Origin of the sequence: Fusicatenibacter sp., from assembly GCF_050872605.1 — a bacterium.
GTDB lineage: Bacteria > Bacillota > Clostridia > Lachnospirales > Lachnospiraceae > Fusicatenibacter.
This window is the reverse complement of the sequence record NZ_JBNMHD010000054.1, coordinates 1-13599: the sequence shown is the minus strand read 5'-3', so window position 1 is coordinate 13599 and position 13599 is coordinate 1. Positions and strand designations below refer to the sequence as shown.

At 46.7% G+C, this 13599-nt stretch carries 13 protein-coding genes and 1 other RNA gene; 1 reads left to right on the top strand and 13 read right to left on the bottom strand.

The genetic code is table 11. The features are described from left to right. Positions 1-379 precede the first annotated feature (379 nt). Entirely contained in the window at positions 380-1522 is a 1143-nt protein-coding gene (locus ACY2VT_RS13080; RefSeq protein ID WP_461880186.1) for a DUF4317 domain-containing protein, read from the top strand. 171 nt (positions 1523-1693) lie between these two features. On the opposite strand, the gene ACY2VT_RS13075 is transcribed toward ACY2VT_RS13080, so the two are convergent. The 13 genes from ACY2VT_RS13075 to rnpB form a co-directional block, all read right to left on the bottom strand. Next, positions 1694-2113 carry a flavodoxin gene (locus tag ACY2VT_RS13075; RefSeq protein WP_461880185.1) on the bottom strand — a complete coding sequence of 140 codons (420 nt, stop codon included), beginning with the start codon at positions 2111-2113 and terminating at the stop codon, positions 1694-1696. 91 nt (positions 2114-2204) lie between these two features. Further along, on the bottom strand, positions 2205-2759 hold the full coding sequence (locus ACY2VT_RS13070; RefSeq protein ID WP_461874655.1) for a DUF3793 family protein: 555 nt from the start codon (positions 2757-2759) through the stop codon (positions 2205-2207). 18 nt (positions 2760-2777) lie between these two features. Further along, entirely contained in the window at positions 2778-3068 is a 291-nt protein-coding gene (locus ACY2VT_RS13065) for a DUF2325 domain-containing protein (protein WP_022462751.1), read from the bottom strand. A gap of 333 nt (positions 3069-3401) precedes the next feature. After that, positions 3402-5489: a heavy metal translocating P-type ATPase gene (locus ACY2VT_RS13060; protein ID WP_461880184.1), complete on the bottom strand. Its 2088-nt coding sequence runs from the start codon at positions 5487-5489 to the stop codon at positions 3402-3404. 98 nt (positions 5490-5587) lie between these two features. Further along, positions 5588-5899: a DUF6110 family protein gene (locus ACY2VT_RS13055; RefSeq protein ID WP_461880183.1), complete on the bottom strand. Its 312-nt coding sequence runs from the start codon at positions 5897-5899 to the stop codon at positions 5588-5590. 352 nt (positions 5900-6251) lie between these two features. Then, positions 6252-6707, bottom strand: coding sequence for a transcriptional repressor (locus ACY2VT_RS13050; RefSeq protein ID WP_461874651.1), 456 nt, complete (start codon positions 6705-6707; stop codon positions 6252-6254). A gap of 33 nt (positions 6708-6740) precedes the next feature. Beyond that, positions 6741-6875 (bottom strand): FeoB-associated Cys-rich membrane protein, encoded by a 135-nt coding sequence (locus ACY2VT_RS13045; protein WP_349158330.1) that lies wholly within the window; start codon positions 6873-6875, stop codon positions 6741-6743. A 95-nt stretch (positions 6876-6970) separates the two neighbouring features. After that, the gene (feoB, locus tag ACY2VT_RS13040) at positions 6971-9121 is read right to left on the bottom strand and encodes a ferrous iron transport protein B (protein ID WP_461880182.1); all 2151 of its coding nucleotides are present in this window, start codon (positions 9119-9121) and stop codon (positions 6971-6973) included. Positions 9122-9236: 115 nt separating this feature from the next. Further along, a complete protein-coding gene (locus tag ACY2VT_RS13035; RefSeq protein ID WP_461880181.1) occupies positions 9237-9458 on the bottom strand; it encodes a FeoA family protein in 222 nt (73 codons plus the stop codon). Between the two features lie 19 nt (positions 9459-9477). Then, positions 9478-9690, bottom strand: coding sequence for a FeoA family protein (locus ACY2VT_RS13030; protein ID WP_055218894.1), 213 nt, complete (start codon positions 9688-9690; stop codon positions 9478-9480). A gap of 232 nt (positions 9691-9922) precedes the next feature. Then, positions 9923-12097, bottom strand: coding sequence for a M3 family oligoendopeptidase (locus ACY2VT_RS13025; RefSeq protein WP_461880180.1), 2175 nt, complete (start codon positions 12095-12097; stop codon positions 9923-9925). 19 nt (positions 12098-12116) lie between these two features. After that, complete coding sequence (locus tag ACY2VT_RS13020) at positions 12117-12713, bottom strand: Maf family protein (protein ID WP_461880179.1); 597 nt, start codon at positions 12711-12713, stop codon at positions 12117-12119. A gap of 308 nt (positions 12714-13021) precedes the next feature. Next, an RNA gene (rnpB, locus tag ACY2VT_RS13015) (RNase P RNA component class A) lies at positions 13022-13382 on the bottom strand. Positions 13383-13599: the final 217 nt, after the last annotated feature.

The window sequence follows — 13599 nt, the reverse complement described above, 5'->3', positions numbered from 1 at the left end:
TTTGCTGGAGGCAAAAGTTCCTGCAGTAAAGCGTAGAACCTCATGTGTTTATGCGGATTTGAGAGACTTAATTTCAGAAATGGAACTGCGAAAAGCAGCATAAACACAGGCAGATATACCGTGGACTACCTGTTATGTGGAAACCTGCCGTATCCGGCATGGAAGAAGCGCGTATCCGCGCAAGATCTAAGAAACAGGCGTATCCGCCGATATTTTGTCTGCCGCCTAAAGCGGCCGGAAGCACGTGACTTTAGTCATGTGCGGTTCACGTGTAAAAAGACATAGTCGCCATTTTCTTTCTTGCCTTTTTCCTTCCCTATGGTCTATAATAGAAAGTACTTGTCTAAGATACGAAATTGCTGATAAAGGAGCATTTTATATGAACAAAAAGGAAATTGCCGAGATCAAAAAACTCTTCACCCCATCCCACTGTGCGATCACGCGGATCTGCGGATGCTATGTAGATGCGGAGAAAAATGTTAAGACGAAATTAAAAGAAGCTTTTCTTTCTCTTGAAGAGGAAGAAATGTTCAAATATTTTAAGATTTTCAAAAGTACCCTCTCCGGCACGATCGGAAAAAACCTCCTGAATATGGAATTCCCGCTTTCCCAGGAAAGCGATGGCGGCACGCAGGAATTTCTCTTAAAGCTGCGCAACAGTGAGCTGAAGGACGATGCGCTGATCGATGCGTTTTATGAAAAAGTCATGGCAGATTATCTCTATCCGGAAAACTACTATATTATTCTGATCCATGGCGCATACGATGTTCCGGGACGTGCTTCGGATAACCTGGATATGGATGATGCCTCAGATTACGTTTATGAATTTATCCTCTGCAGCATCTGTCCTGTAAAGCTTGACAAACCGGGACTCTTCTACAATATTTCCCATAACACGATTGAAAACCGTGTACAGGACTGGGTAGTCGGCGCACCGGAGAACGGATTCCTCTTCCCGGCCTTCACAGACCGCAATACCGATATTCACAATCTGTTATACTTTACAAAAAATTCCGAGATGGATCAGCCGGATTTTCTCGACCATTTTCTCGGCTGCCAGGCGCCGCTTTCCGCGAAATCCCAGAAAGAGACCTTCCAGTCTATTATAGAAGAAACTCTTGATTCCTCCTGCGATTTTTCTACTGTTATGACGATTCAGGAAAATTTGAATACTATGATTGAGGAACGAAAAGACGACCCGGAGCCGGTAGTGCTCGACAAGCACGAGGTAAAACGCCTGCTCGCAACCAGCGGCGTGCCGAACGAACAGCTTGAGGAATTTGACGAGAAGTATGAAGCAATTGCGGATGAAAAAGTAAGCTTTGTTGCCTCAAACGTAGCCAGTACCCGGAACTATGAGATCCGCACTCCGGATGTCATTATCAAAGTCAGCCCGGAAAAGGCACAGCTTATTGAAACCCGCACAATCGATGGAACCCCGTATATTCTGATTGAAGCGGCGGACGAGGTTGAGATCAACGGAATCCTCTTAAAGCCATCCACAGCGACAAGTGAAAAATGACATTGGTTGTACCCACTAATGTACTCTCGGAGTCTTTCTGTGCCTGATTTTGTGAGCTGAAAGATTCCGAGAGTACATACTACAAAAAGAGAGACGTGCACCGGTTTTCCCCGGCTGCACGCCTCCCTTTTTGTCTTTTTCTGCGTTAAAGCCTTTTTCAGACACGCTCTATCAGAGCGCTTTTCCAAGTGCTGCGCATGCCGCCTCTGCTTCGTCGTCCGGAGCATCCGCACAGATCACACTGTCACATACCAGATCGGCACCGTCGTTTTTGCAGGTTTCTTCCCAGGTACGCATCCACTCGCCGTCTCCCCATCCATAGGATCCGAACAGAGCGATTTTCTTTCCGGAGAGTTTTGACTCACATGCGGAGAACATTGGCTCGAACTCGGTATCTTCCAGCTCTTCTGCACCCATAGCCGGGCATCCGAATGCAATGGCATCATACGCATCAACATCATCTGCGGAAAATTCTGCGGAAGTCAGTACCGTCACTTCTGCTCCTGCTTCTTTTGCTCCCTCGGCTACTTTCTGTGCCATCATCTCTGTATTACCGGTTCCACTCCAGTAAACTACTGCTACTTTGCTCATTTTTTAGTCCTTCTTTCTTTATTTTCTGAATTTCAGGGTTTTTCTTTTCCCCGATTGTACTGCCGTTTTCCTACCGGACAGATACTATATGTTAAACAGCTACGGTGAGCTGCAACACGCTTCTTCCCTGCTTCCAGAGACGCAGATACACGTTTCTGCATTTCTGATAGCGCAAAAATGTTTTCTGTGCTTCACACTCATCACAATAGACCTTCCAGCATCCCTTACACTTGTAATTATGACCTTTGTTCTCAATAAAACCAATCACATCACCGATCGGATAATTGAGAAATACACCGATCTCATGCGGAAATCCTTCTTCACACTCTGCCACTCTGTTTTTCAAGCGGTTCAGCGCATAGGCAACCTCTGTACTTTCATATCCATAGGATTTCAAAAACGCTGCCTTTTCCGGATCTTCCAGCTCTTTCTGAAGAAGTCCTTCCCGATACACATAAACCAGTGCTCTCGTTTCATGCTCTCGTAACACAAAGATACGGATGCCTTTTGGTTCCAAACAGGCACTCCAGTATGAAATCTGATCTTCTTGCTCTTCTTTTGATGAAAATGTCATGTTGCATAAATTTGCGGCTTTGATGGAAGCCAGTGTTGCCGAACAGTGTTCGATCAGAAATCTCTCTATCATGCCTTTGTCCTCTCCTTCTTACATAGCTGCTGCGCAGTGCTCATCCAGTACGGAGCGGAGTGCGGTTGCACTGCTGGTATGGATTCTTGCAATCGGAATATTATTTTTCTTTGCTTCCTGGGATGCCGTGATCACCATCTTGTGAGACACTGTGTTGGTAAAAAGAATCATCAGATCCGGATTTCCGATCTTTTTCTTTACGGAACCATGCTCTTTTGGAAACACCTTTGCTTTACATCCATAGTCTTTACAGATATCTGTATATTGACACACCATTCTCTCATTTCCACCAATAATCACAACACTCATTTTATTTTCCTTCCTTTCTATGGTTATATTATGCTATTTTAAATTAGTTTAATCTAACTCATGCGTTTTAAAAAAAGAAACCACTCGCAGGATTCTTTGTTCATGATGTTTTTGGTTAGTTTTCTCTAACCCTTGAATATATCATACTGTTTTTGTCGGATTTTGTCAAGCGTCTACCGCCATTTTCCCCGGTTTTTATTGAAAAAATGTATCATTATTTCTTCCGCTCTTGCGCTGTCACACAGCTTCTGCAAGAACAGAAAAAAAGCCGCCGGAATGTTTTTCATAAAAATTTCCAGCAGCTTTTTCTCTGTAGATTTTATTTTTCTTTTCCTATACCGGTTCGTCCATCAGATTTCCCATGCTCTTTAAACCAATATAAAGAGTCGATGTGTTGTGAAGCAGGGCCGAGGTGGTCGGCTGTAAAATACCACCCACACCGAGCAGAATCAGTCCGGCATTAAACGTAACAATAAAGCGGTAATTCTTATGGATACGCTTCATCAAACGATTGCTCAGCATTCGAAGTACCAGAATTTCTGCCAGATCATCTGCGGCAACGGTAATATCCGCAATCTCACGTGCAATTTCTGCGCCCTCGCTGATAGCAATTCCAACATCTGCTGCGGAAAGTGCCGGCGAATCATTGATACCGTCACCAATCATGATGACTTTGCGTCCCTCTGCTTTTTCTTTCTCTACGAAATTTGCCTTGTCCTCCGGCAGTACCTCAGCATAGTACTCGTCTACGCCAACCTTTTTTGCAATCGCTTTTGCGGTACGCTCACTGTCTCCGGTCATCATGACAATTTTTTTCAGACCTGATTTTTTGAGCTGCGAAATGATCTCAGCAGCTTCCGGGCGAAGCGGGTCCTCGATGCAGATGACTGCGGCAAGCACACCCTCAATTGCAAGATACAGGTGAGAATACTCTTCCGGCAAATGATGAAATTTTTCTTCCATTCCATCCGGAATTACACTGTTTTCATCCTCAAATACAAAGTGGTAACTTCCTATGATCGCTTTTTTATCTTCAATCGTAGTGGAAATACCGTGTGCGACAATATATTCCACTTTGGAGTGCATTTCCTCGTGATCCAGATGTTTTTCTTTTGCTGCATCTACAACTGCTTTTGCCATGGAGTGCGGGAAATGCTCTTCCAGGCAGGCTGCGATGCGCAGAAGTTCATCCGGGCTCTTTGTCTCACTGAAAGATACGACTTCTGCTACCGTCGGCTGTGCTTTCGTCAGCGTACCGGTCTTGTCGAAGACGATTGTATCAGCGTCTGCAACAGCCTCCAGGAATTTACCGCCCTTTACGGTGATCTTGTGCTGATTTGCCTCGCGGATTGCAGAGAGAACCGAAATCGGCATCGCAAGCTTTAATGCACAGGAGAAGTCTACCATCAGAATGGAAAGGGCTTTCGTTGTATTTCCGGTCAGAAGATACGTCAGAACCGTTCCACCGAGAGAATACGGCACGAGACGGTCTGCCAGATGCTCTGCTTTGCTCTCCAGTCCGGATTTCAGTTTTTCGGACTCTTCGATCATGGCGGTGATCTTCTCGTAACGGCTGGAGCCGCCGGTCTGTTTTACCAGAATCGTAAGCTCGCCCTCTTCGAGAACGGTTCCTGCATAGACAACAGAACCTAACATACGGCGTACCGGAACAGATTCTCCGGTCAGGGATGCCTGGTTTACCATACCCTCGCCGTCGGATACCTCGCCGTCGAACGGAACGAGATTTCCCATATGTACCACAACCTCATCGCCCGAAACAATTTTTTCAGACGGAACGAGGATTTCCTGGCCGTCTTTTTTCAGCCATACCTTGCCGACATTCAGCGACATGCTGCGCGCCAGATCGCCGACGGATTTCTTGTGGGTCCACTCCTCGAGAAGTTCTCCTACGCCGAGCAGGAACATAACAGAGCTTGCGGTTCCGTAATCACCGCGGAGCATCGAAACACCAATAGCCGTTGCATCGAGAACCGGAACTTCAATCTTTCCTTTTGCAATCGTCCGGATTCCTTTCCAGATATATTTTACGGAAACAACTGCTGTGTAGGCATTCCGTATTGGCGCCGGGAGGAACCACTTTCTTCCAAAGTGGTAAATCACTTTACTGATCAGTTTTTCCTGATATTCCTTGTTCAACTCTCTGCCGGAGCTTTCAAGCAGCCCGGTCGGCAGTTCAACATTCTCATAATGGAAAGTCTGTACCATCCGAATGATCTCGGACCGTTCGCCCTGATAGCAGATCACGGCGTCGCTGGTTCTGTCATATACCTTGGCAAAGGAAACCTGGTTCTGGTTCTGCAGGTAATATAACAGGGTTTCTGCCTGTACGGAGGACATACGCTTCTGTGCCAGATGGATTCGGATTCTGCCTCTGCTTTCGTGTTTAATATAAAATTTCAATCTGCTTCCTCCTTAAATTCATATCGGCATGCATCTGCCGAAAAACACCTGCAGAGTGTTCTGCAGGCGTTTCGTATTTTTCAATATTTGTCAAAGGCTTAGGCTTCAACGGTATCCTCTGCTTCTTCCTCAACAGCTTCTTCCACTGTCTCCTCAGCTACATCCTCTACAGCCTCTTCTGCTGCTGCGCGGTCTTCGTTGATCTGTTTTGCATCAGCATAGATATCCTCCGCATTCTCCTGGATCGTTGTTACGGTGTCCATAACAACTTTCTTTGCGCGAAGAACAGCTGCTGTACAGTTGGTGTACAGTTTTTTTGCATCCTTACTGGACAGTGCTTTGATACCTGCGGTTCCGAATAATACTCCTGCTGCAAAAAGTCCCGGGTGTTTCCAATTTTTCATAGTCATAATAAAATTCCTCCTTTTGTTTAAGCGATACGTTCGAAATCTTTCCGTCCTCGTAAAGTCAGAGTAACGAATCGGAGCCGCACCTCGATTTCACTGTGCTGTATCTCGATGTGGTTTTTCGTCGCAGGAAAAGACTTCGAAAGTAGATATCTTTGATTTCGGCAAAGTATTTCTGAACCAGGAAAAAATATATTTTTCATCTTCCTTTTCCCTGTTTTTTACATTTTCCCTTGCTGTGGTAGAAGTATAGCACTGCCGCGTTTGGTTAGACAATACGTACCGTATTTCTTGAGAATTCTTCTCATTAATGCAGAAAAAACGGAATGCATTTCCATCCGTTTCTCCTGCTTTTTCAACTTTCTATTGCTGAAACTATCACATTTTCAATATCCTGATTCTGAATATAGCCTTTCGCTTTCAGACCGGATTTCATCACGTCCATCCACATTTCCCCGCTTAAACGGCAGATGGTATGGTCGCTTAATTCCACGGTACAGCCCTGCTCCTTAAAGCAATCTTCCCCGCAGGCAATTTTGTAAAAATTTTTCCGGCTGATTGCGCCGATATTCTCCAACGTATTTACCATGCGATATACAGTAGCCGGTCCGATACTGCTGTCTTTTTGCAGTGCTTTGTAATAAATTTCCTTGCAGCAGGAACACTCCTCTTCCAGAATAATATCGAGCAGAATCCTTCTTTGTCTTGTAATTCTGCATCCCTGTTCGCGGAGCTTCTGGATGATCAGTTCCCGTTTCATCTGTGTTCTGTGATAATTTCTGGCTTCATGTCTTGTCTGTTCCTGCGGCATACGTTCTACCTCCTGATGATGATTCCTGTGTTATCAGTCGCAATGTCCCTTGCACTGTCCGCAGTTACCGCCACAGCTTCCCTTGCCGCTTTTTTTGTCTTTGATCATACTGCGTACTGCAAGTCCTACCAGACCTGCAACAACTACAAGTGTAATAATAGTTCCCATAAAAACAACTCCTTTCTTCTCGAAAAAGTCCGCATCCTGCAGCGGATGCCGGATACGGACTCTTCGTCAGATACATGTTCTGTCTGTCACAGCAATTATTTGCTGAACATCTTCTTGGTGGAAACGTTCAGAGTTGTGCTCTCTTTGTAAGGTCTTACCAGCAGATATACAAATCCGATGATAAGCAGAACAGCAACTACCGTTCCGATTCCAAAGCCGCCGCCGATGAACAGGTTACCGATCTGATAGATGCACAGAGATACGACATAAGCAAGCAGTGTCTGATATCCGATTGCAGTCCAGAACCATTTGGTGTTGTTCATCTCACGTTTAATTGCACCCATTGCTGCGAAGCACGGTGCACACAGAAGGTTGAATACCAGGAAAGAGTACGCAGCTACGGTAGATAAGCTTCCAGCCAGCTGTCCCCAGATCTCGGCACCATCTTCTGCAACTTCGCCAAAGCCGAACAGGATACCGAAGGTACCAACAACGTTCTCTTTTGCGATCAGTCCGGAAACGGCTGCAACAGCCATCTTCCAGTCACCCCATCCAAGAGGTGCAAACAGAGGAGCGATAATGCTTCCGATAGAAGCAAGGATACTGTCATTTAACTGCTCAGCTTCCAGCATTCCGAAGGATCCGTCAACCCATCCGAAGTTCATCAGGAACCACAGAACGATGGTGGACATAAGAATGATGGTACCAGCTTTTTTGATGAAGGACCAGCCGCGCTCCCACATGCTGCGGAGAACGTTGCTTACGGTCGGCCAGTGGTAAGCCGGGAGCTCCATAACGAACGGAGCCGGATCGCCAGCGAACAGTTTTGTTTTTTTCAGGATGATACCGGAGCAGATGATTGCTGCGATACCAACGAAGTAAGCACTTGGTGCAACCCAGGAAGCTCCATTGAACAGCGCACCTGCGATCAGGGCGATGATTGGAAGTTTTGCTCCACAAGGTACGAAGGTTGTTGTCATGATGGTCATTTTACGGTCACGGTCGTTCTCGATTGTACGGGAAGCCATGATACCAGGAACACCACAACCACTTCCGATCAGCATCGGAATGAAGGATTTTCCGGAAAGTCCGAATTTACGGAAGATACGGTCCATGATGAATGCAACACGGGCCATATAACCGCAAGACTCCAGGAATGCCAGGAACAGGAACAGTACCAGCATCTGCGGTACGAATCCAAGTACGGCACCAACACCGGCTACGATACCATCGAGGATCAGACCCTGCAGCCAGTCAGCGCAGTGGATGGCATTCAGAACATTCTCGATTGCCGGAGGAATGATCTCACCGAAGAGTACGTCGTTGGTCCAGTCTGTTACAAATCCACCAACGGTGGTAACGGATACGTAGTAAACGATCCACATAACAACTGCGAAGATCGGGAGTGCCAGCCAGCGGTTGGTCACGATACGGTCGATCTTATCGGATGTTGTCATTGCGCTTTTTTTGTTCTTTGTGATGCAGTCGCCGATGATGCTGGAGATGTAAACATAACGCTCGTTTGTGATAATACTCTCGGTATCATCATCAAACTTGTCTTCCAGCTGTTTGATCTCTGCAGATACATCCGGAACGGATTTCATCTGCTCGGTGATCTTATCATCTTTTTCCAGAAGTTTGATTGCAAAGAAGCGTTTCTGCTCATTTACAATGTCATTTCCAAGTTTGCTCTCAACGGTGCGGATCACTGCCTCCACATCCTTGTCAAACTCATGAACCGGTACAGCAGCACCTTTTTTCTGTGCAATCTGTACTGCTTTATCAGCAGCTTCTTTGATTCCGGTTCCTTTCAGCGCGGAGATTGTTACAACTTCGCAGCCCAGCTTTTTCGCCAGTTTGTCGATATGTATTTTGTCACCGTTCTTTTCTACGATGTCCATCATATTGACAGCCATGATAACCGGAATACCAAGCTCCATGATCTGTGTGGACAGATACAGATTACGCTCGATATTCGTACCGTCTACGATGTTCAGGATTGCATCCGGTCTTTCGTTAATCAGGTAATTTCTGGCTACCACTTCCTCCAGTGTGTATGGAGATAAGGAGTAAATGCCCGGAAGATCCATGATGGTGACGTCTTTGTGGCCTTTTAATTTTCCTTCTTTTTTCTCGACGGTTACACCTGGCCAGTTACCTACAAACTGGTTGGAGCCTGTCAGTGCATTGAACAATGTGGTTTTACCGCAGTTTGGATTTCCTGCGAGTGCAATCTTAATTGCCATTTTCCCATGCCCCTCTTTCTTTGATTTTTACTGATTTTGTTTGAAATTGCAAGCCTTACTTTTATTTGCTTCGACTTGCATTTGTTAGAGATTGCTAACAAGTAAGTAAAAAAATTTACTCTACTTCTATCATTTCCGCATCTGCTTTTCTTAAGGATAATTCATATCCTCTGACTGTTACCTCGACCGGATCGCCCAGCGGAGCAACTTTGCGCACGAATACGTCAACACCTTTGGTGATTCCCATATCCATGATTCTTCTTTTAACCGGACCGGAACCGTTGAGCTTTACAACTTTAACGGTTTCTCCTACGGAAATCTCTTTTAAAGTCTTCATCTTCTCTCCTTCTTTCCTATCAAATCAGGATTTTGGCTGCCATATCTTTTCCAACGGCCACCCTGGAATCTTTTACGTTTACAATAAGATTGCCGTTGATTTCTGATACGACTGTCACGTTTCCGCCAACGACAAAGCCGAGATTCTCAAGAAATCTTCTCGTTTCTTCTTTTCCGCCGACTTTTCTGATTGTGTAACATTCACCTGGATTTGCCATCGTTAAAGGCATCATCAATTACCTCCTGTGTATGATAATGAGTTTCATCTTTCTTTCATTCGTTAGTATATGCTAACGTTCATTAGATGTCAACAATTTTTTTTGAATTTTTTTGTATTTTTTTCTGAAATTTGCTCTGCTATTGAGAAAAAGCCGCCGTTAAGAGCCCTGTTTTTCCGCAAAATAAGGCAGAACAGAGAATTTTCGCCTGTTCTCTGTTCTGCCCTGTGCTGTCCCATTTTCTCGTTTAGAAACGGTACATCATCTTATGCCATTTGGCACCGCCGTGCGTTGAATCGGAAAGTTCGATATATTCGTATCCGATCATTTTATAGAATGGAATCATATGATCCTTGCATGTAAGAACAACGGCTTTTTTGCCGCGCTCCCCTGCGCTCTTTACCATATAACGCATCAGTGCTTCGCCGATGCCCTGTTTCTGAAACTTCGGATTGACGTCCAGCCCGAAAATCATCTGGTAATCGCCGTCCGGGTTATGCAGCGAAGCATCGTGGTACAGCGCATCCGCCAGATAATCCGTATCCGCGCAGCAGCCGTTGCAGAAGCCTGCGATTTCGCCGTCCTCGGTCTCCGCTACAAAGAAGCTGTTTTTGCAGGTCTTATACCGCTCGATAAAATCCTCATAGCCTGCCGCTTCCGCAGCCGGGAAGCAGACTGCCTCCACCTCGGCTACCTGTTTCAGATCCTCCTCGCGCACCGGACGGATCGTATACTTTACTTTTCGTTTTAAATACGGCTTCAGTCCCTCTACAACTTCTTCGACCGTTCCATCCACAAACGGATTTTTCAGGCCTGCTAATTCCAGCAGTTCAAAGTATCCCTTGCTTCCGCCTGCCTGGCAGAGACGGTAATAATCTGCCCACGCCTGTTCCGGTTCTTTTTTCGACCGTTCAAAGAACTGGAACGCACAGATCTGCGCCAGCGCATAATCAATATAATAAAACGGATTTACGAAAATATGCTGCTTCTGCATCCAGAAACCGCCCTCCTCGAGGAACTTGTGACCATCGTAATTTCTCCAAGGCATATAATTCAGCTCCAGCTGATGCCATACCTCACGGCGCTCCTTTGCCGTCATGCCGATGTTTTCAAATACTTTATGCTGAAATTCATCCACGCATACCATGTACGGAATCACTTCGAGCGCACTCATCAGATGTGCATAGCGGTAATCGTCTGCCTTATCTCCGAAGAATGCATCCATCCACGGGTACGCAAAATGTTCCATCGACATCGAATGAATCTCCGCCACCTCGCTCGTCGGGAAAACCATGTCCATAAACGGAATCTGTTTCGCCGCCGTATACGCCTCAAACGCATGACCTGCCTCGTGGGTCAGAACGTCGACATCTGCGCTCGTGCCGTTAAAGTTTGAGAAGATAAACGGCGCCTTGAACGTATTCAGAAACGTACAGTAACCACCCGTCTGTTTTCCCGGCTTCGTCTCCAGATCAAACAGCTCATGCTCCACCATAAAATCAAAGAACTCGCCCGTTTCCTTCGACAGTTCATGGTACATCTTCTGCGCCTTCGCAACCAGCTCCGCCGTCGTTCCCTCCGGCACCGCATTTCCTTCTGGGAAAATCAGCTCCTCATCGTAATGATGCAGCTTGTCCACGCCAAGCCGTTTCTCCTGCTCTTTCCTAAGTTCCAGGCAGAGCGGCACAATTTTTTCCTTCACCTGCGCACGGAACTTCGCAACATCCTCCGCCGTATAATCGTATCTTCCATAGCTGAGATAAATAAACTCAATATAAGAAGAAAATCCCAGCTTTTTCGCAATTTTATCGCGCAGCGGAACCATCTTGTCATACAGAGCATCCAGCTCACCGGAAATCTTCTCATACAGATCTCCCCACGCCGTCATCGCCTCTTTCCGCATTTCACGGTCCGTACTCTGCATTGCTTTCAGCAGTCCGTAAAAATTACACGTTTCTCCCTTAAATTCCGTCGAAGCATTCGCCGTAATTTTGCTGTACTGCTGCGTCAGATTCGCCTCTTCAATCAGATCCTCCACAATACAGTCATCGGCCAGTTTCTGCCCAACTTCCATATTCTTCACAAAGAAGTCTCCAAACTCCTCCGCAAACTCTTTGATAAACGGAGACTCAAGAATCACCTTCTCCGCCTTCTGCATCAACAGCCGAATCGCCGGAACCGTCTCATTCCAGAACTGAACCTCCCCTTCATAAAACGAATCCCTGGTATCCACCGTATATCTCACCTGCGCCACTTCCGCCATCGTCGCCCAGACATCCTCGCGCTCCTTCTCTTCCATAAAAAGCCCGCGCAGCTCCTCATACGACTTTACATTTTTCAACGCCTCCGTATATGCTCTGACCTTCTCTTTCTCCACTTCCATATCCGGTCTTACATACTCAATTTCCGAAAACTTCTTCATCTTTCTTCGTACCTCCTTCTCACTCCAGGACACCCAGTTCCTTCAATTCATGATAAACCCGGGACGCCGGAAGCCCCATCACATTATAATAGTCCCCCCGGATCCCCTTAATAAACTTCGTCCCAAACGCCGTCTGAATCCCATATCCACCAGCCTTATCCGACCAGACCGGAGCCTCTCCCTCTCTCTCGAGAGCAAGATACCCCTCAATCTCCTCATCCGACATCGCATAAAACTCCACATCCGTACAGTCACAGAACGACACAACCTTCTTCGCGTCCCCCTCCTTCATCGCAATCGTAACCCCAGTATACACCTGATGCACCTTCCCCTGCAACTCCCGCATCATCTTTCTCGCATGCTCAATCCCCTTCGGCTTTCCCAGAATCTCCCCCTCAAAAGCCACAACCGTATCCGCTCCAATCACCACAGAGTCACCTTCGGTACCCTCTGCCACATCCAGACACTTCAACCTCGAAAGCTCCTCCACAACCTTCTCCGGTTCCGCAGAAGTCACAACCTCTTCCGCCCCCGACGGCCGCACCTCACACGCAACCCCCAACCTCTCCATCAATTCTCTCCGTCTCGGTGACCCCGAAGCCAAAACAACTCTCATCTCCATCTATCTCCTTTATCTCTTATTTTCACAACGAATATCAGCGGGCAGTGAGCCGCCTCAAAGAGGCGACTCACGTCCCCGCGTCCGTGCCTTTCGCGCGTGGGAGGGGAGCTGCGCACGAGGGATTGCGACTTGAGGCGGACAGCCGGATAAAATAAGTACGCCGGGAACGAACACAATCCACTCGTGTCCGTTCCCGGCGTACTTATTTTGTCTGGATGTCCGAATCACGGAGTGATCCACCGTCGCAGCTCCCCTCCCGCGCGCGAAAGGCACGGACGCGGGGACTACAACCTTCCGTCCTAATACAAAGCAAAACGATAAGCCGGGTTATGTCGTGTGTAATCATCTATCCAATGGAACTGTCGCCAGTCCCCTTCAGCGACCCACCTGAAAACATGACGGGCAGCCATATACGTTTTCTATTCGGTCTTGCTTCGGATGGGGTTTACATGGCTTCCTCTGTTACCAGAGAAACGGTAGTCTCTTACACTGCCTTTCCACCCTTACCAGAAGAATCAAAGATCCCTCTGGCGGTATCTCTCTGTTGCACTATCCCTGGAGTCACCTCCGCCGGACGTTATCCGGCACCCTGCCCTGCGAAGCCCGGACTTTCCTCACCTGGCCCCTTTCGGTCCTGCCAGCCGCGATTACATATCTTACTTCGTCATAAAACGGAACATCAGACAGTAAATAATCATATCACAAAACTTCCATATTGTCCATCCCCAAACTTGAGAAACCACGACAAACGCATGAATGACTATCTAATACCAATTCTGCTTTTTCAGTTTTTTTAAGCTTCTAAAAGTTCTTCCAAGTACTTAATTGGACGCAAGCTTACTACAAACCTTTTCTTTCTCATCGACAACTTATGTCTTGA